Genomic DNA, 22,563 nt, shown 5'->3' with positions numbered 1-22,563 from the left:
TGATTCGAATTTTGATTTGAGGCTGTTTTCATGATTTTTGTAACTGGCGGTGCAGGCTTTATCGGCGCCAACTTTGTTCTCGACTGGCTGGCACATGTGAACGAGCCGGTAGTCAATATCGACAAGCTGACCTATGCAGGCAATCTGGAGAATCTGGCCAGCTTGAAGGGCGATGCCCGCCATGTTTTCGTGCAGGCCGATATCGGCGACAGTGCACAGCTGTCGCAATTGCTGGCGCAGCACCAGCCTCGTGCCGTGCTGAACTTTGCGGCCGAGTCGCATGTGGATCGCTCCATTCACGGTCCCGAGGATTTCATCCAGACCAATGTGGTGGGTACTTTCCGCCTGCTGGAGGCTGTGCGTGCCTATTGGAATGGCCTGGAGGGCGAGGCCAAGTCCGGCTTTCGCTTTCTGCATGTCTCCACCGACGAGGTCTATGGCACGCTGGCGCCTACGGATCCTGCGTTTACCGAAGAGCACAATTACGAGCCCAACAGCCCGTACTCGGCCAGCAAGGCGGCTTCGGACCATCTGGTGCGAGCCTGGCATCACACCTACGGCATGCCGGTGCTGACGACCAATTGCAGCAACAACTACGGCCCGCTGCATTTCCCGGAAAAGCTGATCCCGCTGGTCATTGTTAATGCGCTGGCCGGCAAGCCGCTGCCCATCTACGGTGACGGCATGCAGGTGCGTGACTGGCTGTATGTGCGCGACCATTGCAGCGCCATCCGCCGCGTTCTCGAGGCCGGCCAGCTGGGCGAGACCTATAACGTGGGCGGCTGGAACGAGAAGGCCAATATCGACATCGTCAAGACCGTGTGCAGCTTGCTCGACGAGCTGCGTCCGCGCGCCGATGGCAAAGCCTATGCCGAGCAGATCACCTATGTGACCGACCGCCCTGGCCACGATCGCCGCTATGCGATCGATGCGCGCAAGCTCGAGCGTGAGCTGGGCTGGAAGCCTGCCGAGACCTTCGAGACCGGCATTCGCAAGACCGTGCAGTGGTATCTGGCCAACCCCGAGTGGGTGGCCAATGTGCAGTCGGGCGCATACCGTGACTGGGTGCAAAAGCAGTACACCGCAGAGGCTTCGGCATGAAGCTGCTCTTGCTGGGCAAGAACGGGCAGGTCGGCTGGGAGCTGCAGCGAAGTCTCGCCCCTTTGGGCGAGGTGATTGCAATGAACCGCCAGAGCGTGAATGTGGATGGAAATGGTCTGTGCGGCGATATCGCTGATCTGCAGACACTGGCGCAGACCATTCGGAGCGTGCGCCCGGATGTGATCGTCAATGCCGCAGCGCATACAGCAGTGGACAAAGCCGAGAGCGAGCCGGATCTGGCCTTGCGCCTGAACGCCGAAGCTCCTGAAGTCATGGCGCTGGAGGCCAAAAGCCTGGGCGCCTTGCTGGTGCACTACAGCACCGACTATGTCTTCGACGGCTCTGGCAGTGCGCCACGCAAAGAGGGTGATGTGACCGGGCCGCTATCGGTCTACGGCCGCACCAAGTTGGAGGGCGAGCAGCGGATTGCGGCTACGAATTGTCGCCATCTGATTTTTCGCACCAGCTGGGTCTATGCCGCGCGTGGCGGCAATTTTGCCAAGACCATGCTGCGTCTGGCGCAGGAGCGTGAAGCGCTCAGCGTGATCAACGATCAGTGGGGCGCGCCGACCGGCGCCGATCTGATTGCCGATGTCACGGCCCATGGCGTGCGCCATGTGAGCGCCCACGAAGGCGATGGCGGTCTCTACCATCTGGTCGCGGCAGGAGAAACCAACTGGCATGCCTATGCCTGCCATGTGATCGAGCGCGCCCAAAGCCTGCGTCCGGATCTGGACTGGAAGGTGCAAAGCACTGCTGCCGTGCCGACCACGGCCTTTCCGACACCGGCCGCGCGACCCTTGAACTCGCGTCTGGATACGCAAAAGCTGCAAGCGGTCATGCAACTGCATTTGCCGGCATGGCAGCAAGGCGTGGAGCGCATGCTGCGCGAGATTCTGTAATCTTCCAATAATTCGCTTCAAGTGCCTATCAGTAGAGCGTTTGAAGCCATCCATTGATTCATCATGACGACACAGCGCAAAGGCATCATTCTGGCTGGCGGCTCCGGCACCCGTCTGCACCCCGCCACTCTGGCCATCAGCAAACAACTGCTGCCGATCTACGACAAGCCCATGATCTACTATCCGCTGAGCACGCTGATGCTGGCGGGAATCCGGGACATCTTGATCATCAGCACGCCGCAGGACACGCCTCGCTTTCAGCAACTGCTGGGCGACGGCAGTCAGTGGGGCCTGAACCTTCAATATGAGGTGCAGCCCAGCCCGGATGGCCTGGCCCAGGCTTTCCTGATTGGCGAAAAATTCCTCAACGGCGCTCCCTGTGCCCTGGTGCTGGGGGACAACATCTTCTACGGCCACGACTTCCAGCCGCTGCTCAAAAAAGCGGATGCGCGGCAGAACTGCTCCACGGTGTTTGCCTACCATGTGCAAGACCCCGAGCGCTATGGCGTGGCCGAGTTCGATGTCGACGGCAAGGTGCTGTCGCTCGAAGAAAAGCCTAAGCAGCCCAAGAGCAACTATGCGGTCACCGGCCTGTACTTCTACGACGAGCAGGTGGTGGAGCTGGCCAAGCAGGTCAAGCCTTCGGCGCGGGGCGAGCTGGAGATCACAGACCTCAACGGCATGTATCTGCAGCAAGGCAAGCTCAATGTCGAGCTGATGGGCCGAGGTTATGCCTGGCTGGACACCGGCACCCATGACAGCTTGCTCGAAGCCGGGCAATTCATCGCCACCTTGCAGCAGCGCCAGGGCCTGAAAGTGGCCTGCCCGGAAGAAATTGCCTATCGCCAGAAATGGATTGATGCCGCTCAGTTGGAGACGCTGGGCCAGGCGCTGGTCAAGAATGGCTACGGACAATATCTGCTGCAGGTGCTCAAGGAAAAGGTGCGCGTATGAAGTTCACGCCTTTGGCCATTCCCGATGTCTTTCTGATCGAGCCCAAGGTGTTTGGGGATGCACGCGGCTTTTTTCTGGAAAGCTTTCGCCAGGACCTCTTCAACCAGGCCACGGGCACGAACCACGCGTTCATTCAGGACAACCACAGCCGCAGCAGCAAAGGCGTGCTGCGCGGGTTGCACTACCAGCTGCCGCCCCATGCCCAGGGCAAGCTGGTGCGTGTGATCTCCGGCGCGGTGTTCGATGTGGCCGTGGATATTCGCCGCAGCTCGCCCACCTTTGGTAAATGGGTGGGAGCAGAGCTGAGTGCCGAAACTCACGGTCAGCTCTGGATTCCGCCGGGCTTTGCCCACGGATTTGTGGTGCTCAGTGATGTGGCTGATGTCGTGTACAAGACCACGGCCTATTACGCCCCGGAGTCGGAATGGGGTTTGCCCTGGAATGACCCCGACATAGGTATTGCATGGCCCCAGCTCGATATCGCTTTTTCTTTGTCTGAAAAAGATCAGCATCAGCCTGCATTCAAGCAGGCTGAACTGTTCGATTAGTTCTTTCTTGATTCAGCCATCTGGAGAAATGGCTGAATCAGCTGCGCATCGCGCCGCTCTCGCAGGCAGTACAGGTATTCGGGAAGACAGGGAACCTCGCCTTCCAGATCCAGCACGACGAGATCCGGGTGGGCCGATGCTTCGTGCCGCGCAAAAATGCTGATGCCCATCTGGCGTATCACGGCTTCGCGTATGGATTCGCGGCTGGCAATTTCCAGAATCCGGTGCGGGCTGACCTGAGCGGCCTCCAGCATCTGCTCGGTCATCTGCCGGGTCATGGAGCCGCGCTCGCGCAGGATCAGCGTGTTCTTTGCCAGATCCTTGATGGCTACGGACCTCTGCCCGGCCAGCGCGTGCTGCCGGTGCACGACCAGGGCCAGCGGGTCGCGCCCCAGCTCCAGGCGCAGCAGGCGCGGATCGGTGTCCAGGTGCGAAGAGGTCGCCAGGTCCACCTGGTACTCGGCCAGCGCCTGAATCATCTGGCGCGAATTGCCATTGACGATGCTCACTTCCACGAGCGCATATTGCTGCTGATAGCGCTTGACGATGTCCAGCACATAGTAGGGCGCTGTTGCGCCTATTCGCAGCTGGCCCTGGTTGACATGGCCTGACTGGCGCAGCGCCGATTCGATCTGGGCCGATTGCAGCAGCAGCTTCTCTACCCCGGGCAGCAGCTTCAGGCCCGCATCGGTGATGGCCAGCCTGCCGCTCTGGCGCGTGAACAGCTCGACTTCATACTGCTCCTCCAAGGCCTTGATCTGCGCTGTGACTGTGGGCTGGCTCAGCCTCAGCTGGCGCGCTGCCTGCGTGATGCTGCCGAGGCGGGCGACCCAGAAAAAGGATTTGAGCTGTGTGGCAAACATGACAAGGTCTTCAAGAAAGCGGTGCCCGGATTTCACCATGAACGCTGCGAACAGCAATGTGCAAGAGTTGCTTTGATTTCAATAGCTTATTGCGCATATATAAGATAGTTTTTGGATGGTTTTATATATAAATATGAGACTGGTAGAGCGCAATACGCTTCTGATTCAATAGCATCGCGATGGCCAACGCTGGCGCGGCGCGATGACTACAAAGTTTGCTGATGACATCCTTGGCAGATTTCAGTTCTGTGACACCAGCGTTTCACAGTGAGTTTCTACAGTTCCCTCATGCCGCCAAAGACCGTGTTGGTCGGGCGGCAACGATCAATCCAAGGGACTGTTATCCATGCGCCACGCTTTTGCACCCGCCACTCGCCGCTTCACCTTGATCGCCTTTGCCACGGTTGCCACGGCCTTGCTGGGCCTGACCTCCGCGGCCCACGCCAGGACCGATCTGCTCGTGTATTCGGCCCTGGAGGCCGACCAGATCAAGGCCTACAAGTCGGGATTTGAAAAAGCCCATCCCGACATCGAGCTGAAGTTTGTGCGCGACAGCACGGGCATCATCACTGCGCGCCTGCTGGCCGAAAAAGCCAATCCCCAGGCTGATGTGATCTGGGGCGTGGCCGCCACCTCGCTGATGTTGCTGGACAAGCAAGGCATGCTGCAGCCCTATGCGCCCAGGAACCTGGCCAAGGTGCGTTCCACCATGCGCGATGCGGCAGCCACGCCGACCTGGGTGGGCATGGATCTGTGGTCGTCAGCCGTCTGCTTCAACACTGTGGAAGGCGAAAAACGCAAGCTGCCCACGCCTGCCCGCTGGGCCGACCTGACCAGGCCCGAGTTCAAGGGCGCGATCACCATGCCTCACCCTGCGTCCAGCGGCACGGGCTATCTGATGGTCGCTGCCTGGTTGCAGATGATGGGTGAGGACAAGGGCTGGGCCTATATGGATGCGCTGCACCAGAACATCGGCGTCTACACGCACAGCGGCTCCAAGCCCTGCCGCCAGGCCGGCGCGGGCGAGTTTCCCGTAGGCCTGAGCTTTGAGTATCGGGCCAACAAGACCAAGAAGGATGGCGCGCCCATAGCCATCGTCTTCCCCAGGGAAGGCCTGGGCTGGGATGTGGAGGCCACGGCCATTATGAAAACCAGCAAAAAGCAGGAGGCTGCCAAGGCCCTGGCCGACTGGGCGGTGACGCCCGATGCCAACAAGCTCTACGCTGCCAACTTTGCCGTACTGGCCTTGCCTGAAGCCCAGGAGAAACACGAGTTCATTCCGGCCGATCTGGAAAAGCGCCTGGCCAGAAACGACTTCAACTGGGCTGCGGCCAATCGCGATCGCATTCTTTCCGAATGGAGCCGCCGCTACGAAGCCAAGGCGGAGAAGAAGTAACACCCCCTGAGGCGCTTCGCCTTTGCGGCGCAGCGCCTTCCCCCCTCTCTGGCGCTGCGCGCCGGAGGGGGACGATACCAGCGCGGCGGGGCGGCCCTTGCGCGGTGTCTCTGGGTTGGGGCGCGCCGGTATCGACCGGTATGCGCTCTGGTGGAGATAGCAGGCCGTCCGTTTTTGCACGTTGAAAGAGATACATGCTGCGCATTGACCATATCGCCAAGCAATACAGGGACCAGCCGGTGTTGCGCGACATTGACCTGTTGGTGGAGGGCGGCGAGTTCGTCAGCCTGCTGGGCCCTTCGGGCTGCGGCAAGACCACGCTGCTGCGCATTCTGTGCGGCATCGAGCAGGCCGACGCGGGTCGTATTGTGTTTCAGGGCGAGGACATCACGCGCTGGCCCGCCGCGCGCCGGGGCTTTGGCGTGGTGTTCCAGAGCTACGCACTGTTTCCGAACCTGACGGCGGCCCAGAATGTGGCTTTCGGCCTCAAGGGCCAGCCTGCGACGCAAGTGCAGGCCCGGGTGCAGGATATGCTGGCTCTGGTAGGCCTGGGCGCGCAGGCCCAGCGCTATCCGGCGCAATTATCGGGCGGCCAGCAGCAGCGCATTGCGCTGGCCCGCGCACTGGCGCCGCGCCCGCGCCTGCTGTTGCTGGACGAGCCGCTGTCTGCGTTGGATGCCCAGGTGCGCACCGAGCTGCGCAGCGAAATCCGCCAGCTGCAGCGCCAGCTGGGCATTGCCTGCGTGATGGTCACGCATGACCAGGAAGAGGCGCTCTCCATGGCCGACCGCGTGGTGCTGATGCACCAGGGACGTATCGAGCAGCAGGGCTCGCCCGAGCAGCTCTACGCCAAGCCGGTCAGCCACTTTGCGGCCGGTTTTGTGGGGCGCATGAATTTGCTGCACGCCGTGGCCGAGTCGGGCGATGCGGTGCGCGTGGGCGAGGGGAGGCTTGAATGCTGCACTGCCGGCTTTGAGGCCGGTGATGCCTTGCTGGTGGGCGTGAGGCCCGAAAGCGTGGTGCTGCACCCGGCCCAGCCCGCAGCACTGCCCAATCTGTTCCGGGCGCGGGTGGTTGAGACCTCGTTCCTGGGCTCACTGGTGCTGGTGCGCGTATTCAGCCCCACGCTGCAATGCCAGATCGATGTGCAATGGCCGCTGCGCCATGATGCGCGCCTGCCTGACTGGCTGCAGGGCGAGGTGCTGGTGGAGTTGCCGGCTGCCGCGCTGCAGTCGCTGGCCGCGCCAGAGATTCTGCGAAAGGCGGCATGAGCATGGATGCCTCTTCTTCTGCGCTGCCCGTGCGGAGCTATGCGCCCGCAGCGGCATCACGCCAGCAGCAAGGCACCTGCCCTGCGGCACCACGGCAAACACGCTTTGTTCATTGGGAAAAGCTGTGGCTGGGCCTGTCGGTGCTGGGCCTGCTGGGCGCGCTGCTGGTGGCCATTGCACTGCCCGTGGGAGCGCTGCTGGGCCGCAGCTTTGTGTCGGCCGATGGCAAGTTCTCGGGCCTGGCCCAGTACCTCGCCTATGCGCAAACGCCGGGCGTAGGCCAGTCGCTGTTCAACAGTCTGTGGCTGTCGGCCGTCAGCAGCACCTTGTGTGTGGCCCTGGCCTATGGCTATGCCTATGGCGTGATGCGCAGCTGCATGCCGCTGGCTCGGTTCTTTCGCGCCATTGCTCTGGTGCCTCTGCTGGCGCCGTCGCTGCTCATGGCCATCAGCCTGATCTATCTTTTTGGCGCCCAGGGTCTGCTCAAGAGCTGGTTGGCTGGCGGCACGGCCTATGGCCCGTTTGGCATCATCCTTGGCTCGGTGCTGTGGACGTTTCCGCATGCGCTGATGATTCTGTGCACCACGCTGGCCTCGGGCGATGCGCGCCTGTATGAGGCCGCCGCCACGCTGGGCGCAGGCCGCTGGCGCAGCTTCTGCCAGGTCACGCTGCCAGCCAGCCGTTATGGACTGATGATTGCCTGGATCGTGGTGTTCGTTCTGGTGGTCACCGACTTCGGCGTGCCCAAGGTGATTGGCGGCAACACGCAGATGCTGGCCACCGATATCTACAAACAGGTGATTGGCCAGCAAAACCTGTCCATGGGTGCCGTGGTGGCCATGCTGCTGCTGGTGCCTGCGGGCCTGGCCTTTGCGGCCGAGCGCCATTTGCGTGCCCGGCAGGCCGCTGCCATGAGCGTGCGGGCCGTGCCTCTGGTGCCGCAGCCCTGTGCGCCGCTTGACCGCGCACTGCTGGTGTATTGCAGCTTGATGGCTTTGGCGCTGCTGGCGGTGATGGGAGTGGCCGTGCTGGCATCTCTGGTCAGCTTCTGGCCCTACAACCTGACGCTGACCCTCAGGAACTACCAGTTCGACCTGATGGATGGCGGCGGCTGGGCCAGTTATGCCAACTCGCTGACCATGGCCGTGGCCACGGCTGCGGTGGGCGCGCTGCTGAGCTTTCTGAGCGCTTATCTGGTGGCCAGGCCCACGGGCTGGGGCCGCGCGCGCCAGTGGCTGCACGCAGTGGCCACGCTGCCCATGGCGGTGCCTGGGCTGGCGCTGGGTCTGGGCTATATCCTGTTCTTCAATGCGGGCAGCAATCCGCTGCACTTTCTGTACGGGTCCATGGGCATTCTGGTGCTGTGCTCGGTGGCGCATTTCTTCTCGGTGGCGCACATCACCCAGCTCACCGCCTTGCAGCAGCTGGACGCCGAATACGAACGCGTAGCCGATTCCATGGGCGTGCCGTTCTGGACGCTGCTGTGGCGCGTGCACCTGCCCGTGTGCCTGCCTGCGGTGATGCAGGTGGCGGGCTACTTCTTCGTGAATGCGATGACCACGGTGTCGGCAGTGGTCTTCTTGTACTCGCCCGAAACCACACTGGCCTCGGTGGCCGTGCTGGCCATGGATGACGCGGGCGATATCGCTCCCGCCGCCGCCATGGCCACGCTGATCTTTGCGACCGCAGCCACCGGTCGCCTGCTGATTGCGCTGCTGGATGCCTGGCTGCAGCGGCGTACCCAGCACTGGCGCCAGCGCTGAGGCCTTTCTCCACATCACTTGATCCCCTGAACATCTCTAGCTGCATCGCCTTGGCGCTGCGGCAGGGACTTGGCTTGTCTGCTGTTTTGTAACGCTATGAAAAACTACGATCTGATCGTCGTCGGCGCCGGCATTGTCGGCCTGGCCCATGCCTATACCGCGGCCACGCGCGGCCGCTCCGTGCTGGTGATAGAGCGCGACGGCGCCTGCCTGGGCGCCTCGATTCGCAACTTCGGCTTTGTCACCATCACGGGCCAGCGCGCCGGCGCCCATTGGCGGCGCGCCATGCGCTCACGCGATGTCTGGGCCGAGATCGCACCCAAAGCCGGTATCGATGTCCTGCATGCCGGCCTGTGGCTGACGGCGCGTCGTCCAGCAGCAGCGGCTGTGATCGACGCATTCATGCAAACCGAGATGGGCGCGGGCTGCGAGCTGCTGACGCCCTCCCAGGCCGCGGCGCGCCATTCGGCGCTGCGCACCGACGGGCTGCAGTCCGTGCTTTACAGCCCGCATGAGCTGCGCGTGGAGTCGCGCACCGCCATCCCCTTGCTGGCGCAATGGCTGCGGCAGGCGCAGGGAGTGGATTTCCGCTTTGGTGAAAGCGTGACGGAAGTGGCAACCCCGCGCGTCACCACCTCGCGAGGTACTTACCATGCTGAACGTGTGGTGGTCTGCAACAACGCCGATCAGGGTGGGCTGTTCGCCAGCGGATGGACTGATCACAAAGTGCAGCTGTGCCAGTTGCAGATGCTGCGCGTCAAACCGCAAGCAGGCTTCAAGCTCGAAGGATCGGTCATGGGGGATCTGAGCCTGGTGCGCTACGAGGGCTATAGCGCGCTGCCCGAAGCCGCTGCACTGCGCGCCGAGCTTGAGCGCGAGGAGGCGCAAAGCCTGAAGCACGGCATCCACCTGATTGCTGTGCAAAGCGCCGACGGCTCGCTGGTGGTGGGCGATTCGCACCACTACGGCAGCGCGCCCCAGCCTTTTGCCAGCGAAGCCGTCGACCAGCTCATGCTGCGCCATATGCACGAGGCGCTTCATATCGACAAGGCTCAGGTCGTGGAGCGCTGGACGGGCATTTACCCCTCCAGTGCGGAGGCACCTTGCTTTGTGAAGGCGCCCGATGCAGCGACACGCGTGGTGGCCGTGACCAGCGGCTCGGGCGCGAGCACGGCGTTTGGCCTGGCCGAGGAAGTCTGGGGAAATTGGTAGACACCTCCCTGAGCGGCTTTGCCGCCTCCCCTCTCTCTCGCTACGCGGTAGAGGCGCGACACCCGCGCTGCGGGGCGGCCGGCTCAGGTACTTGCTCGGTGTCTCTGGCAGGTATGGCAGGCGATCATTGCTGCACAAACAGCGGTGCGATCAGCATGACGAACAGGATGGCTGCCAGTACGGCAAACATGATCTTGACCCAGCTGTAAGGCCGCTCGCCTGCAATCTGACCGGTATAGCCATTGGCCACGATCTGGTAGGTCTTGCTGCCATAGGTGTAGCCGACCAGCCAGACCGGCACCAGCGTGTGCTTGAAGCTGCGGCCCGAGTATTGGCGCTGGACCTGCAGATTGCGCTGCGTGTCGCCCGGTACCTCGCGCGCGCACATGCTGCGCAGCTGGCTGTCCATGTCTTCCTCGTTGATCCTGGCGGCCTTGGACAGATCGACTTGGTAGCGTTCCACCGTCCAGCCGCGCACAAACTCCGGGCTGTAGGGCTTGAGGTCGGTGGTGGTCGGGAAGGGCTCCACCTGGCGCAGCAGATGGGCGTGCACGCCAACGGTGCCGGGCACCAGCTCATCGTCGAAGAAATGCTGCAGGCTGCCCGATGCCGGCTCCCAGCGCACATGCTGGACCTGGCGGGTCTGCAGATTGCCGTTGGCGTCCCGATAGGACTCGGTGGTGTAGTAGTAATAGCCGGCCTCTGCCCGCCACTGTGCGCTGGCATGGGCGTCAAAGGTCCAATAGGGCAGATAGACGCCGTGCAGCGTGTCCGTCAGTGCGGCGCTCTTGAGCTTGCTGGGGGCAAACCAGCGGCTGCCATACCACTGGCGGATCTTGTCGCGAATCTGGCCGTCGCTGATCTTGAACGGCAGGATGCTCTGCGGCGTGATGGCGTCGCTGCGCTCCTCATGGGCGACGATGGCCGGCGAGCCGCAGAAGTCGCAGCGCTGGGCCACGTTCTTGCCGAGAAACACCGAGATGGCGCGGCAGTTCTGGCATTGCACCTCATAGCGCTCGTCCGAGCCCCAACCGCGACCGCTGGCCGGGTTGCGCAAGGCCTCGGCCAGATCCTGCTCCACCACGGCGCGTCCCAGCTCGGGCTGCGTCTGCTCGCTCCAGGGAACGACGGTGCCGCAGTAAGGACATCTGAGCGACTGTGCCTTGGCATTCCACTCCAGATTGCCGCCGCATTCGGGGCAGACATGCCTGCCCACCATGGAGGGGGGTGCCGTCTCGGAGACAGGAGTGAATGCAGATCCGGAAGAGCGAGAGGAAGATGCAGGTGTGGCCACGGCAAAAACGGGTTCAGGCAGCAGCAGCGGCTGGATGAGTTTCGTAGAAGGTCACGCAGTTGCCATCCTCGTCGAGAAGGCTGAATTCCTGGGTGCCCCAGGGCTGCTGGCGCAGACCGCCGTTGGGGTGAACCGCATTCTCGGCCAGACACTGCGCATGCAGGGCGGCAATTCCCGCCACCTGGATGCGGCAGCTGGTCTGCCTGGGAATCTCCGGATCCTGGCAGGCCCAGAAATGCAGCTCCAGCCCGCCCAGCGAGACGATGGCGTACTCGCCGGGCTGGGCGTGAACGGTTCTGGCGCCCAGCACGCGGGCATAGAAAGCCACGGTGCGCGCCATGTCCAGCGATGCCAGCACCGGAGTGGTGCTGATGAAAACCGGTTTGTGTTCATTCATGACGTGCACCCGAGGCCATGGAGTGGGGGTCAGCCGCGCAGGAATTCGTCCAGCGCAGCCTGGGCGATGCGCCACTGGCTGCCGATCTGGCGGGCCTTGAGGTTGCCGGCCTGGATTTCGGCCAGTACATCGGCTTCGGCCACGCCCAGCACCTGCGCCGCCTGGGCAGGGGTCAGCACCTGCAGACCGGCGGCGGCAGGGGCGGCAGGCGTCTGGGCGGCTTGCGCCGCAGCTGGCGAGAAGGGGTCTGCCGCAGCAGCGGCCGGGGCGCCTGCAGCGCCGCCGCCTTGCATGCCCTTCATCATTTCCTGGGCCATGCCGAAGCCCATGGCCATGGTGGCCGGAATGGTGGCCGCCGCAGCGCCTTCGCCGCCGTTGGCCATGGCCTGGCCCATCTGGTACTTCACATAGTCGTTGAGGTTGCCGATGGCGCCCATGCTGGAGCGCTTGTCGATGGCCTGCTCCACCTCGGGCGGCACGGAAACGTTTTCCAGCAGGAAGCTGGTGATTTCCAGGCCGTATTTCTCGCTGACGGCGGGGTTGATGAGCTGCAGCAGTGCGTCGCCCAGTTCGCTGTAGCGCTGGGCCACATCGAGTGCCGGCACCTGGGCCTTGGCCAGGGCTTCGGAGAAGATGCTGACAATGCGCGAGCGCATGGTGTCGGCAAACTCGTCGATGCGGAAGTTCTGGTCCGTGCCCGCCACTTCCTTGAGGAACAGGGCGGCGTTGGTGATGCGGAAGTCATAGGTACCGAAGGCGCGCAGACGGATCACGCCAAAGTCCTTGTCGCGCATCATGATGGGGTTGGAGGTGCCCCATTTGTTGCCCGTGAACAAGCGCGTGTTGATGTAGTAGACATCGCACTTGAAGGGCGAGTTGAAGCCGTACTTCCAGCCGCGCAGCGTGGACAGGACCGGGATGTTCTGCGTGGTCAGCAGATGGCGGCCCGGGTTGAACAGGTCTGCAAACTGGCCTTCGGAGACGAACTGCACCTGCTGCGACTCACGCACGATGAGCTGGGCGCCGTTCTTGATTTCCTTGTCTTCATCGGGCCAGCGATACGACAGCGTGTCGCGCGAATCATCGGTCCATTCGATGATTTCGATCAGTTGCTTGGTGATGATTTTCATGAAATCCATGACGTGCTCCGAAAGAGGATGACGGGAAAGGAATCATTCTAGGAGGCAAACCGCAGCAGCCGGCTCCGGGATGCATGGCAGTTGCGCGGAAATTGTTAAAAAGTGAGCGCACTACGCTTGTTATTCAAGAGTTTCATGGTCTATTGATGCTGAATTTGCCTGCTCATGGGTGGTAAGCGCTAGCATTTTGATTTTCACATTTTGAAATCACCGGCTGGAGCCCTTTCGTGAAAATGCCTGCTGTGGGGCCGCGCAGACAGACTACGTCCGTGATCAGTGGCACAGACTTAGAATCTACCGCTTATGCGGTCGATACCGCACAGAACACCTCTTAATGAAGATGCCGCCCGCAATCGCCAGTGATTGCTGACGTGCGAACGTATACAAGTCATGCTGACCTTCCAACAAATCATTCTGAAACTGCAGTCCTACTGGGCCGAACAGGGCTGTGCATTGCTCCAGCCCTATGACATGGAAGTCGGCGCCGGTACCTCGCACACCGCGACCTTTCTGCGTGCCATCGGCCCCGAGCCCTGGAAGGCCGCCTATGTGCAGCCCAGCCGCCGCCCCAAGGACGGCCGCTATGGCGAGAACCCCAACCGCCTGCAGCACTACTACCAATTCCAGGTGGTGCTCAAGCCCGCACCCGACAACATCCTTGAGCTGTATCTGGGCTCGCTCGAAGCCCTGGGCTTTGATCTGAAGAAGAACGACATCCGCTTTGTCGAGGACGACTGGGAAAACCCCACGCTGGGCGCCTGGGGTCTGGGCTGGGAAGTCTGGCTCAACGGCATGGAAGTGACCCAGTTCACGTATTTCCAGCAAGTGGCCGGCATCGACTGCAAGCCCGCGACCGGCGAGATCACCTACGGGCTGGAGCGTCTGGCCATGTATCTGCAGGGCAAGGAATCGGTGTACGACCTGGTCTATACCGACGGCCTGTCCTATGGCGACGTGTTCCATCAGAACGAAGTGGAGCAGTCCACTTACAACTTCGAGCATTCGAATGCCGATTTCCTGTTCAGCGCCTTTGCGGCCCACGAAGGCACGGCCAATCAGCTGATCGACGCCCAGCTGGCGCTGCCTGCCTATGAGCAGGTGCTCAAGGCCGCCCATACCTTCAACCTGCTGGACGCCCGTGGCGCCATCTCGGTGACCGAGCGCGCTGCCTATATCGGCCGCATCCGCAATCTGGCCCGCGCCGTGGGCAAGAGCTATCTGGACAGCCGCGCGCGCCTGGGCTTCCCCATGGCGCCCAAGGCCCATGCCGACGAGGTGCTGGCTGAGCTGGCCAAGGCCGCAGAGCAGGCAGCCAAGAAAGCCGCTTAAGCCTGTCTGAGCCGCTTTCACGCTACCACCGTCCCAAATTCCAAAATTTCAGCAGCCAGCCTTGATCTAGAAAGCGCTGACTGCTATCAAAATCATCATGAACGCATCGAATCTACTGGTTGAACTGTTTGTCGAAGAGCTGCCGCCCAAGGCGCTGCAAAAGCTGGGTGACGCTTTTGCCGCCGTCATCTTCGAGCAGCTCAAGGCCCAGGGACTGCTGGCATCGACCGAGTCGCGCCTGACCGCCTACGCCTCGCCCCGCCGTCTGGCCGTGCACATCACCGAAGTGCTGCCCCAGGCCGAGGACAAGGCTGTCTCGCAAAAGCTGATGCCTGTCTCCGTGGCGCTGGATGCCGAGGGCAAGCCCACGGCTGCACTGCTGAAAAAGCTGGCGGCCCTGGGGACCGACGAATCCGCCGTGGCCGCTCTGAAGCGCCAGGGCGAAGGCAAGGCCGAAGCGCTGTTCTACGAATCCACGGCCAAGGGCGTGCTGCTGACCGATGGCGTGCAAAAGGCGCTGGATGAAGCACTGGCCAAGCTGCCCATCCCCAAGGTCATGCGCTACCAGTTGCAGGACGGCTGGACCAGCGTGCACTTTGTGCGTCCGGCCCACGGCCTGGTCGTGTTGCATGGCACCCAGGTGCTGATCGGCGTGAAGGCCCTGGGCCTGACGGCCGGTGCCGCCACCCATGGTCACCGCTTTGAAGCCGCTGTGGACCCCGTGGTCATCCAGAATGCCGACAGCTATGCCGAGCAACTGCGCGAAGAGGGCGCCGTGATCGCCAGCTTCACCGAGCGCCGTGCCGATATCGCCCGCCAGCTGCAGGCCGCCGCCGCACGCCTTGGTGGCGACGTGCGCCCCATCGACGACCCGGCCCTGCTGGACGAGGTGACGGCCCTGGTCGAGCGCCCCAATGTGCTGGTCTGCGAGTTCGAGAAGGAATTCCTGGCCGTGCCCCAGGAGTGCCTGATTCTGACCATGAAGGCCAATCAGAAGTACTTCCCGCTGCTGGATGCCAATGGCAAGCTGACCCACCAGTTCCTGATCGTCAGCAACATCCAGCCACAGGACGCTTCGGCCGTGGTCGGCGGTAACGAACGTGTGGTGCGCCCCCGTCTGGCGGACGCCAAGTTCTTCTTCGACCAGGACCGCAAAAAGACCCTGGCCAGCCGCGTAGAGCAGCTGGACAAGGTGGTCTATCACAACAAGCTGGGCACCCAGGGCGAGCGCATCGCGCGCGTACGCGCCATCGCCAAGAGCATTGCCCAGCAGTTGGGCAACTCCGAGCTGGGCCGTCTGGCCGACCAGGCCGCCATGCTGGCCAAGACCGATCTGGTCACCGACATGGTGGGCGAGTTCCCCGAGCTGCAAGGCATCATGGGCCGTTACTACGCCCAGAACGACGGCCTGGATGTGGCTGTGGCAGATGCCATCGAAGACCACTACAAGCCCCGCTTTGCCGGCGACGAACTGCCGCGCGGCGATGTCGGCGTGATCGTGGCTCTGGCCGACAAGCTCGAAACCCTGGTCGGTATGTTCGGTATCGGCAACCTGCCCACGGGCGACCGCGACCCCTTCGCCCTGCGCCGTCATGCGCTGGGCGTGATCCGCATGCTGGTCGAAAAGGATCTGGAGCTGGATCTGGAAACCCTGCTGGTCAGCACCTTGCCCGCCTTTGGCGACAAGATTCAGGACGCCACGCCCCAGCTGGTCGAATTCATCTACGACCGCCTGGCCAATATGTTCCGCGAGCAAGGCTACAGCGCCCAGGAAGTGGAAGCCGTGCTGGCCCTGCAACCCCAGCGTCTGTCTGACGTGCAAAAGCGCCTGGAAGCCGTGCGTGCGTTTGCGACCCTGCCCGAGGCTGCGGCCCTGGCTGCGGCCAACAAGCGTGTGGGCAATATCCTGAAGAAGGCTGAAACCGACGTTCAGTCCCAGGTGAACGAAGCGTTGCTGGTGGAACAGGCTGAGAAAGACCTGTATGCGGTGCTGCAACAAGTGGCGCCCAAAGCCCAGCAACAGTTTGCAGCAGGTGATTACACCGCCAGCCTGCAAACACTGGCAGCATTGCGTGCTTCGGTCGATGCGTTCTTCGAACAAGTCATGGTCAATGCTGAAGATCCAGCGCTTAAGGCCAATCGACTGGGCTTGCTGGCCGCCTTGCATGAGACGGTGAATCGGGTAGCGGATCTTTCGCGACTGGCAATGTAAAAATCCAGAGCAGTTGTATCCCTCGATAGTGCTTCTTGTTTTTGCAACCCAAAGGTGGCATCCCCATGCCAATGAAAGGTATCAGCCTCCATTGGTATGGGTGTAACGCAAAAGCCTGTTCATCTCTGTTATGACGCAGCTGGAAATCTGCCCAGACACTGCTTCTCAGGTTTTGGCGTAAAGCAGCAAGTGCCATACAAGAACATTCAAAGGTTTCTTCAACGATGAGCAATAAACCCATCTACGTCACTCAGCCCTACCTCCCGCCGCTGGAGGATTTCATTCCATATCTGGAAAAAATGTGGGCCAACAAGGTGCTCACCAATGGGGGGCCATTTCATCAGCAGCTTGAACAGGCCCTTTGTGACTACCTCGGTGTTAAGCACATCGCACTGTTTTCCAATGGCACTCTGGCCCTAATTACCGCGCTGCAGGCCCTGCGTGTTACGGGTGAAGTCATTACCACCCCGTATTCCTTTGTCGCCACTGCGCACTCGCTGCTGTGGCACGGCTGCAAGCCCGTGTTTGTGGATGTGGAACCGCACACCCTTAACCTCGATCCTGCCAAGATTGAGGCCGCCATTACCCCGCACACCACGGCCATCATGCCAGTGCACTGCTACGGTAACCCCTGCGACACGGCTGCCATCCAAAAAATTGCGGATAACTACAACCTGCGCGTTATCTATGATGCCGCCCACGCTTTTGCCGTGCAGGACGTCGGCGGCAGCATACTGCGTCATGGCGATCTGTCGGTGCTGAGCTTTCACGCCACCAAGGTGTTCAACACCTTTGAAGGTGGAGCCATCATCTGCCCCGATGCAAAAACCAAGCAGCGCATCGACCACTTGAAAAACTTTGGTTTCGTCGATGAGACCACTGTTGTTGCCCCTGGCATCAACGCAAAGATGAGCGAGATCAACGCTGCCTTTGGCCTGTTGCAGCTCAAACATATGTCGCAGGTGCTGGAGCTTCGCGCCACTATCGACGCCCGCTACCGCCAAGCGCTGCAAGGTATCAAAGGCATACAGTGCCTGAGCCAAGGCCAGCAAACCGTGGCCAACCATTCCTATTTCCCTGTGCTCGTGCAGTCCGACTATCCGCTCAGCCGCGACGCGCTCTATCAAAAGCTCAAAGACCAGGGAATCCACGCGCGGCGCTATTTCTATCCACTGATTTCGGACTTCCCCATGTACCGAGGGCTGCCATCGGCAGAACGCGATCGCCTGCCCGTGGCCGCTAATGCGGCAGAGCAAGTGCTGTGTTTGCCGATTTATCCAACGCTGAGTAATGAACAACAAGCTCGCATTGTGGCCGTCATTGCGGAGGTCATGGCATGAGGGGGGCCATCATGCAGCCATATTTCTTTCCCTATTTAGGCTATTTTCAGCTGGTCTATGAGGTGGAGAGATTTGTTTTTCTAGATGATGTTAATTATATAAAAAAAGGATATATTAATAGAAACTCAATACTATTAAATGGTGCACGACACGAGTTTTCCGTCGCTGTATCAAAAGTTAGCCAAAATCGAACCATTCGCAATCATGACTACGTAAGTGAATTTACTGGATTCTTAAAGCTTATAGAGCAAAACTACAGGAAGGCTCCGTATTTTCACGCCGTCATGCCATTAATTGAAAAGGTTGCATTGGATTCGAACAATAATGTCGCATGCAAAAATGCAAAAAGCGTGAGATCAGTATTTGACTATTTGGGGGTGTCGCGCGATTTTTCTTTCTCGTCTGATACGCACCTTGAACAAAGCTGCAAAGGGCAAGATAGAATTATTGCGCTTTGCAAAAAGCTTGGTATTGAAAAATATCGTAATGCTATTGGTGGGCAAGATATTTATAGTCAAGAAGCATTTTTCGAAAACGACATTGAACTGAAATTTATTCAAAGCAATATTCAACCTTATGCTCAGGGGAAACATGAATTTGTTTCACACCTATCGATTATTGACATGCTGATGCACTGCGACAAGAAAACTATTCAAGAGCATATTTCTAATTATTCACTTGTGTAATTTTCTATGCGCATTCCAGAATCCGTATTAGCTTTGATTGAAAATGAACAAAAATCCCAGAATGGGCTTTTTGTGCCCGGTGATTCCGAGTATTTTGAAAAACTCGCTCGCCATGCAGAGTTGATTATCCATCAAGATAGCTCTGGTGTTCTTGGATATGTATTTTTCTATTGTAATGCCGTGGACAAAAAAGCCAGTTACATCACTCTTATTGGTACATCGGCGCAGTCTCGTGGCAAAGGCGTAGGATATGGACTTCTGCAGCATGTATTAAATATCAGCAAACAACGCGGATTTTCCTGCTGTCAGTTGGAAGTGCGTAAGGAAAATACGCGTGCCTTCGATTTTTACCGACAAATTGGCTTTGCCGTGGAGGAAGATCGTGGTGAAAAATATCTGATGAGTATTGCAACTCGGTAATACGAAGTGTCTCTCCGAAAAAACATTATCGCAAACTACGCTAGCCAGCTTTACGTTACGGCAGTTGGCATTGTCATGGTGCCGCTATATATCCGATATATGGGAGCGGAGGCGTATGGCTTGGTAGGTTTCTTCGCGATGCTGCAAGCTTGGTTCAACTTGTTGGACATGGGATTGACTCCTACCATGGCGCGAGAGAGTGCGCGTTATCAGGGCGGGGCTATAACGCTACTGGATTATCGGCAACTGGCCCGAGCGCTGGAGGGGGTGTTCGCCGCTATTGCCTTGCTGGGCGGCGTGCTGCTGTTTTCGCTGGCGCCGTCCATAGCGGGCAAGTGGCTCAATGCCAGCCAGCTTCCACAGCAAGAGATTACCCAAGCGCTGCAGCTCATGGCTGTCATCATTGCCCTGCGTTGGATGTGCGGGCTGTACCGAGGGGTCATTACTGGGGCCGAGCGGCTGGTGTGGCTCAGTGGCTTCAATGGTCTGATCGCCACCGGACGTTTTGTGCTCATTCTGCCGGTGCTGATGTTTGTCTGCGCCTCGCCTCAAGCGTTTTTTGGTTTTCAATTGGGGGTGGCGCTGCTCGAGGTAGCCGGCCTTGTCTGGATGGCCTATCGCCTGTTGCCCTCCATACCCAGAGGTCAACGTATCCAATGGAAATGGGCGCCACTCAAGCCTGTGCTCAAATTCTCGCTTTCCATCGCCTTTACCTCGTCTGTGTGGGTGCTGGTGACGCAGACAGATAAGCTGGTGCTGTCAAAAATTTTGCCTCTGGCCGATTACGGCTACTTCACCGTGGCGGTATTAGTGGCCAGCGGCATCATGATTGTCAGCAGCCCCATCAGTAGCGCTCTCATGCCACGCATGACGCGCCTGCAGGCCGAAGGCCAACATGACGCCCTGATTGCTATTTACCGTCAAGCTACGCAACTCGTTACCGTCACCGCCATCCCTGCCGCGCTAGCGCTTATCTTTTTCGCGCCCCAGGTGCTCTGGGCCTGGACGGGCGATGCTGCGTTGGTGCAGCGCGCCGCACCAGCGCTCAGTCTCTATGCCATCGGCTACGCTTTTCTCGCCGTGGGCGCGTTTCCGTATTACTTGCAATATGCCAAAGGTAATTTGCACCTGCATTTGATCGGCAATGCGCTATTCATGCTGCTGCTGATACCCAGCATCATCTGGGCAGCCAGTCATTACGGCATGGCTGGCGCGGGTTGGGCGTGGCTGGTTTCTAATGCGATGTATTTCTTGCTGTGGACGCCGCTGGTACACCGCAAGTTTGCCCCAGGCATTCATTTTGGCTGGCTGCTGGCCGATATTGTCCGACCCGCTTTTCTGCCTCTGGCCGCTGCTATGCTGGCAGTGCAATATATGAACTGGAGCGATGAACGCATAACGCTGATGCTGGAGCTGGCGGCGGTGAGTGTTGTATTGCTGTTGTTGGCATATCCGCTGGCGGGGCGTATCAATATGCATATTAAATTGAGCCGAAAAAATGCACCCTATTGAGTTAGACCCAAAACTTGGCCCGGTAGTTTTCCTTGGCGGCATCAATGCAATGCCGATGATGTATGCACTGGAGTTGAGAAAAAAAGGAATTGAAGTTCTCTATTTCGTGGATTGCCCAGAATCCGATACGCTTTCGCGACCAGAGAACCACTTTCAAGATATCAGATACCCCTATCCCAACTGGATTGTGGAATGGGTTTTGCCAACGCAAATTGTTCTACCTTTGTTTCCCAGATGTTTTGCATACTTTACGAAGCAGAGGATTTTTAAAAAAACAAAAAAACCTCCGCAAGCTATTTTTTTGAATGGCTTTTTCTGTAGTTTGGCACCATATTTCATGCAGGGTGTGCCAAAGATATTTTTGCCTGGAGGGTCGGATCTTGACTCCTGGGCAGATGTTGAGCGAGCCGACAATTTAGGGGAAAGTTTCTCGAATAGATCGATATTTAAATATATTCCAAAAATAATATCTAAAAAAATAATAAAAAAAATAGTGAAACGACAATTTTTTGGGGCATCTAAATGTTCGAAAGTTGTTTATTTTCCCAAAGGGTTCAATGAGGCGGGGGATAAAGTATTAAGTAGGCTAGAGGATGAGAATGTTGAAGTTCTTGGACGTTATGACGTCTCATTTGAGCCACTAAAATATGAAAGACGTGGGGTGGTTAATGAAAATAATAATATGGTCATATTCTCGGGGGTGCGCTTTATTTTTAAGACGTTTCCCGATGGAAATATGGAGTATAGCAAAGGAAACAATATAATTATAGAGGGCTTGGCTCAGTACTATCAACGTAATAAAAACATTGAAGTTCATTTTGTTGAGAAAGGTGAGGACGTTTCTGAGGCAAAAAAAATGTGCACGGAACTTGGGTTGACCGATGTGGTTATATGGCACAAGGAGATGAAATTTACCGAATTATTGAGGCTTTATCAGAAAGCAGATGTGTGCTTCGATCAGGTAGGTAAGCATTGGATTGGTGCAATTGGAATTTATGCCCTTTGGTTGGGAAAGCCTTTAATCTCTAATGATGAACGTGCAATTAATAATGGGCTTTGGGATGCAGAGGCTCCAATATTGAGTGCGAAAACAGCATTGCAAATAAAAGAGCAGCTAATCAGACTTGAGTCATTAGAGTTAAGGCGCTCTATTTCACAGAGATCCATGGACTTCTCTGAGGCTAGGCTTGGTCCTCAAAAAGTGTTGAAAACTATTTTTAATGGTATTTCATAATGGATGCACTTGATTTTTTGGCTGGTTCTTTTTATTTATTAATATCGTTGTTTATTTTTATTCGCATCTGGAAAAAGAATTTATTTTGGTGCTATTTTTTGGCGATTGAATATTTTTTTATTATTGGGCTTGGATTTTATCCGGTGCTGCTTGCTTTAGGATTTGTAGATAAGCCTGATATTTTCAATGAAAATATTATTTCAATATTAATACCGTTGCATATTATTTTTTATGCAATTGGTGCTTTTTTAGGCTTTTCTTTGGGTTCAAAAAGAATTTCGTCACGGGTCGCGGATTTTGCTGTTAATTTAAATGTGGATGCAAGGAAATCATTCTTTTTTATTTTTTCTATATGTATGGTATTTTTTATATTGTACGTATCAAGTGTCGGGCTGGAACAGGCGATTTTAGGGGCAAGTTTTGCAAGAATGGGGGAGTTCGATTATTTTGATTCTGGAGCAAAGTTTGCATTTTTAACGCGCCCAATGATGATTGGTCTCTTAACGGCTGCATATGCTTATTTTTTTATTTTCACTGAAAAACGACCATATTTTTATCTGATTTCTTCTGTTTGCATTGGGATGGCTATATATTCTGTGACGGTTTCTCGATATGCATTACTTGAGGCCATTGTATTGCCATTTCTTATCTATGTGATTTATTTGCTTCGCGGAGGAGTGGTTGGGAAAATATTGGCACTTAATATTATTGGGGTAGGTTGTGCTTTTGCATTGGCTGTTTTTATTTATGGGAAGTTTATCTTATATCAAATTGCCAATTACTTTGTAAGTGGTGAGGGTATTAATCTCAATGTTGAAGGAAATCAAGGCGCTGATTTTGGGGCATTTGCACATCTTTATTACAGTATTGGTGCGGGTGCAGAAAATTTCTTTAATGGGGGTGTAGTATTTTTCAAGGATATATGGCTCTCCCCTTTGGGGATCTTTCCCAGTTCAACTTTAGATGCCATTGGATTGGCGTCACTTAGTT

General features: G+C 57.9%; 20 protein-coding genes. 16 read left to right on the top strand and 4 right to left on the bottom strand.

Going from position 1 to position 22,563, the window contains the following annotated elements:
• The first annotated feature begins 30 nt into the window (after nt 1–30).
• From rfbB to rfbC, 4 genes are all read left to right on the top strand, one after another.
• A complete protein-coding gene (rfbB, locus tag CTATCC11996_RS04115; RefSeq protein ID WP_003073426.1) occupies nt 31–1,101 on the top strand; it encodes a dTDP-glucose 4,6-dehydratase in 1,071 nt (356 codons plus the stop codon).
• Nucleotides 1,098–2,003 carry a dTDP-4-dehydrorhamnose reductase gene (gene rfbD, locus CTATCC11996_RS04110; protein WP_003073424.1) on the top strand — a complete coding sequence of 302 codons (906 nt, stop codon included), beginning with the start codon at nt 1,098–1,100 and terminating at the stop codon, nt 2,001–2,003. The genes rfbB and rfbD overlap by 4 nt, the downstream gene beginning before the upstream one ends.
• 63 nt (nt 2,004–2,066) lie before the next feature.
• Complete coding sequence (rfbA, locus tag CTATCC11996_RS04105; protein ID WP_003073422.1) at nt 2,067–2,957, top strand: glucose-1-phosphate thymidylyltransferase RfbA; 891 nt, start codon at nt 2,067–2,069, stop codon at nt 2,955–2,957.
• Nucleotides 2,954–3,505: a dTDP-4-dehydrorhamnose 3,5-epimerase gene (rfbC, locus tag CTATCC11996_RS04100; RefSeq protein WP_003073420.1), complete on the top strand. Its 552-nt coding sequence runs from the start codon at nt 2,954–2,956 to the stop codon at nt 3,503–3,505. The genes rfbA and rfbC overlap by 4 nt, the downstream gene beginning before the upstream one ends.
• Here the strand turns inward: rfbC and CTATCC11996_RS04095 are convergent.
• Entirely contained in the window at nt 3,502–4,368 is an 867-nt protein-coding gene (locus tag CTATCC11996_RS04095) for a LysR substrate-binding domain-containing protein (protein ID WP_034348230.1), read from the bottom strand. The genes rfbC and CTATCC11996_RS04095 overlap by 4 nt on opposite strands.
• A gap of 346 nt (nt 4,369–4,714) precedes the next feature.
• Here CTATCC11996_RS04095 and CTATCC11996_RS04090 point away from each other — a divergent pair, with 346 nt between their 5' ends.
• From CTATCC11996_RS04090 to CTATCC11996_RS04075, 4 genes are all read left to right on the top strand, one after another.
• Nucleotides 4,715–5,764, top strand: coding sequence for a putative 2-aminoethylphosphonate ABC transporter substrate-binding protein (locus tag CTATCC11996_RS04090; RefSeq protein WP_003073416.1), 1,050 nt, complete (start codon nt 4,715–4,717; stop codon nt 5,762–5,764).
• Between the two features lie 194 nt (nt 5,765–5,958).
• Nucleotides 5,959–7,035, top strand: coding sequence for an ABC transporter ATP-binding protein (locus tag CTATCC11996_RS04085; RefSeq protein ID WP_003073414.1), 1,077 nt, complete (start codon nt 5,959–5,961; stop codon nt 7,033–7,035).
• 2 nt (nt 7,036–7,037) lie between these two features.
• Nucleotides 7,038–8,798 (top strand): putative 2-aminoethylphosphonate ABC transporter permease subunit, encoded by a 1,761-nt coding sequence (locus CTATCC11996_RS04080; protein ID WP_085959842.1) that lies wholly within the window; start codon nt 7,038–7,040, stop codon nt 8,796–8,798.
• A gap of 96 nt (nt 8,799–8,894) precedes the next feature.
• On the top strand, nt 8,895–10,010 hold the full coding sequence (locus CTATCC11996_RS04075; protein WP_003073409.1) for a TIGR03364 family FAD-dependent oxidoreductase: 1,116 nt from the start codon (nt 8,895–8,897) through the stop codon (nt 10,008–10,010).
• A gap of 124 nt (nt 10,011–10,134) precedes the next feature.
• On the opposite strand, the gene CTATCC11996_RS04070 is transcribed toward CTATCC11996_RS04075, so the two are convergent.
• The 3 genes from CTATCC11996_RS04070 to CTATCC11996_RS04060 form a co-directional block, all read right to left on the bottom strand.
• Nucleotides 10,135–11,229: a TFIIB-type zinc ribbon-containing protein gene (locus CTATCC11996_RS04070; protein WP_003073407.1), complete on the bottom strand. Its 1,095-nt coding sequence runs from the start codon at nt 11,227–11,229 to the stop codon at nt 10,135–10,137.
• A gap of 88 nt (nt 11,230–11,317) precedes the next feature.
• Nucleotides 11,318–11,701 (bottom strand): bleomycin resistance protein, encoded by a 384-nt coding sequence (locus CTATCC11996_RS04065; protein WP_003073405.1) that lies wholly within the window; start codon nt 11,699–11,701, stop codon nt 11,318–11,320.
• Between the two features lie 29 nt (nt 11,702–11,730).
• Nucleotides 11,731–12,840: an SPFH and helix-turn-helix domain-containing protein gene (locus tag CTATCC11996_RS04060; protein ID WP_003073404.1), complete on the bottom strand. Its 1,110-nt coding sequence runs from the start codon at nt 12,838–12,840 to the stop codon at nt 11,731–11,733.
• A 390-nt stretch (nt 12,841–13,230) separates the two neighbouring features.
• On the opposite strand from CTATCC11996_RS04060, the gene glyQ reads away from it, so the two are divergent.
• The 8 genes from glyQ to CTATCC11996_RS25420 form a co-directional block, all read left to right on the top strand.
• On the top strand, nt 13,231–14,169 hold the full coding sequence (gene glyQ / locus CTATCC11996_RS04055; protein ID WP_003073403.1) for a glycine--tRNA ligase subunit alpha: 939 nt from the start codon (nt 13,231–13,233) through the stop codon (nt 14,167–14,169).
• Nucleotides 14,170–14,266: 97 nt separating this feature from the next.
• Entirely contained in the window at nt 14,267–16,381 is a 2,115-nt protein-coding gene (gene glyS, locus CTATCC11996_RS04050; protein ID WP_003073402.1) for a glycine--tRNA ligase subunit beta, read from the top strand.
• Nucleotides 16,382–16,605: 224 nt separating this feature from the next.
• Nucleotides 16,606–17,721, top strand: a complete 1,116-nt coding sequence (locus CTATCC11996_RS04045) for a DegT/DnrJ/EryC1/StrS family aminotransferase (RefSeq protein ID WP_003073401.1) — start codon at nt 16,606–16,608, stop codon at nt 17,719–17,721.
• Nucleotides 17,722–17,732: 11 nt separating this feature from the next.
• A complete protein-coding gene (locus CTATCC11996_RS04040) occupies nt 17,733–18,407 on the top strand; it encodes a WbqC family protein (RefSeq protein WP_157999242.1) in 675 nt (224 codons plus the stop codon).
• A 6-nt stretch (nt 18,408–18,413) separates the two neighbouring features.
• On the top strand, nt 18,414–18,827 hold the full coding sequence (locus CTATCC11996_RS24770) for a GNAT family N-acetyltransferase (protein ID WP_080569826.1): 414 nt from the start codon (nt 18,414–18,416) through the stop codon (nt 18,825–18,827).
• A 6-nt stretch (nt 18,828–18,833) separates the two neighbouring features.
• Nucleotides 18,834–20,339, top strand: a complete 1,506-nt coding sequence (locus tag CTATCC11996_RS04030; RefSeq protein ID WP_034348204.1) for an oligosaccharide flippase family protein — start codon at nt 18,834–18,836, stop codon at nt 20,337–20,339.
• Complete coding sequence (locus CTATCC11996_RS25425) at nt 20,326–21,573, top strand: glycosyltransferase family protein (RefSeq protein ID WP_115597195.1); 1,248 nt, start codon at nt 20,326–20,328, stop codon at nt 21,571–21,573. The genes CTATCC11996_RS04030 and CTATCC11996_RS25425 overlap by 14 nt, the downstream gene beginning before the upstream one ends.
• Nucleotides 21,573–22,563, top strand: a 991-nt coding sequence (locus CTATCC11996_RS25420) for an oligosaccharide repeat unit polymerase (RefSeq protein ID WP_003073392.1), incomplete at its 3' end; no start/stop codon positions are given. The genes CTATCC11996_RS25425 and CTATCC11996_RS25420, both read left to right, overlap by 1 nt.

Source organism: Comamonas testosteroni ATCC 11996 (assembly GCF_000241525.1).
GTDB classification, from domain to species: Bacteria; Pseudomonadota; Gammaproteobacteria; order Burkholderiales; family Burkholderiaceae_C; genus Comamonas; species Comamonas testosteroni.
Note: the sequence above shows the minus strand (reverse complement) of the source record. Positions and strands in the feature narration are given on the sequence as shown.

Excerpts from the sequence above, each read along its gene's own strand:
- CTATCC11996_RS04060 (WP_003073404.1), bottom strand. The coding sequence starts at position 12,840 with ATGGATTTCATGAAAATCATCACCAAGCAACTGATCGAAATCATCGAA.
- CTATCC11996_RS04065 (WP_003073405.1), bottom strand. The coding sequence starts at position 11,701 with ATGAATGAACACAAACCGGTTTTCATCAGCACCACTCCGGTGCTGGCA.
- CTATCC11996_RS04080 (WP_085959842.1), top strand. The coding sequence starts at position 7,038 with ATGGATGCCTCTTCTTCTGCGCTGCCCGTGCGGAGCTATGCGCCCGCA.
- CTATCC11996_RS04070 (WP_003073407.1), bottom strand. The coding sequence starts at position 11,229 with ATGGTGGGCAGGCATGTCTGCCCCGAATGCGGCGGCAATCTGGAGTGG.
- CTATCC11996_RS04095 (WP_034348230.1), bottom strand. The coding sequence starts at position 4,368 with ATGTTTGCCACACAGCTCAAATCCTTTTTCTGGGTCGCCCGCCTCGGC.
- CTATCC11996_RS04085 (WP_003073414.1), top strand. The coding sequence starts at position 5,959 with ATGCTGCGCATTGACCATATCGCCAAGCAATACAGGGACCAGCCGGTG.
- glyS (WP_003073402.1), top strand. The coding sequence starts at position 14,267 with ATGAACGCATCGAATCTACTGGTTGAACTGTTTGTCGAAGAGCTGCCG.
- CTATCC11996_RS24770 (WP_080569826.1), top strand. The coding sequence starts at position 18,414 with ATGCGCATTCCAGAATCCGTATTAGCTTTGATTGAAAATGAACAAAAA.
- rfbA (WP_003073422.1), top strand. The coding sequence starts at position 2,067 with ATGACGACACAGCGCAAAGGCATCATTCTGGCTGGCGGCTCCGGCACC.
- CTATCC11996_RS04045 (WP_003073401.1), top strand. The coding sequence starts at position 16,606 with ATGAGCAATAAACCCATCTACGTCACTCAGCCCTACCTCCCGCCGCTG.
- CTATCC11996_RS04075 (WP_003073409.1), top strand. The coding sequence starts at position 8,895 with ATGAAAAACTACGATCTGATCGTCGTCGGCGCCGGCATTGTCGGCCTG.
- CTATCC11996_RS25425 (WP_115597195.1), top strand. The coding sequence starts at position 20,326 with ATGCACCCTATTGAGTTAGACCCAAAACTTGGCCCGGTAGTTTTCCTT.
- rfbC (WP_003073420.1), top strand. The coding sequence starts at position 2,954 with ATGAAGTTCACGCCTTTGGCCATTCCCGATGTCTTTCTGATCGAGCCC.
- glyQ (WP_003073403.1), top strand. The coding sequence starts at position 13,231 with ATGCTGACCTTCCAACAAATCATTCTGAAACTGCAGTCCTACTGGGCC.
- rfbD (WP_003073424.1), top strand. The coding sequence starts at position 1,098 with ATGAAGCTGCTCTTGCTGGGCAAGAACGGGCAGGTCGGCTGGGAGCTG.
- rfbB (WP_003073426.1), top strand. The coding sequence starts at position 31 with ATGATTTTTGTAACTGGCGGTGCAGGCTTTATCGGCGCCAACTTTGTT.
- CTATCC11996_RS04090 (WP_003073416.1), top strand. The coding sequence starts at position 4,715 with ATGCGCCACGCTTTTGCACCCGCCACTCGCCGCTTCACCTTGATCGCC.
- CTATCC11996_RS04040 (WP_157999242.1), top strand. The coding sequence starts at position 17,733 with ATGCAGCCATATTTCTTTCCCTATTTAGGCTATTTTCAGCTGGTCTAT.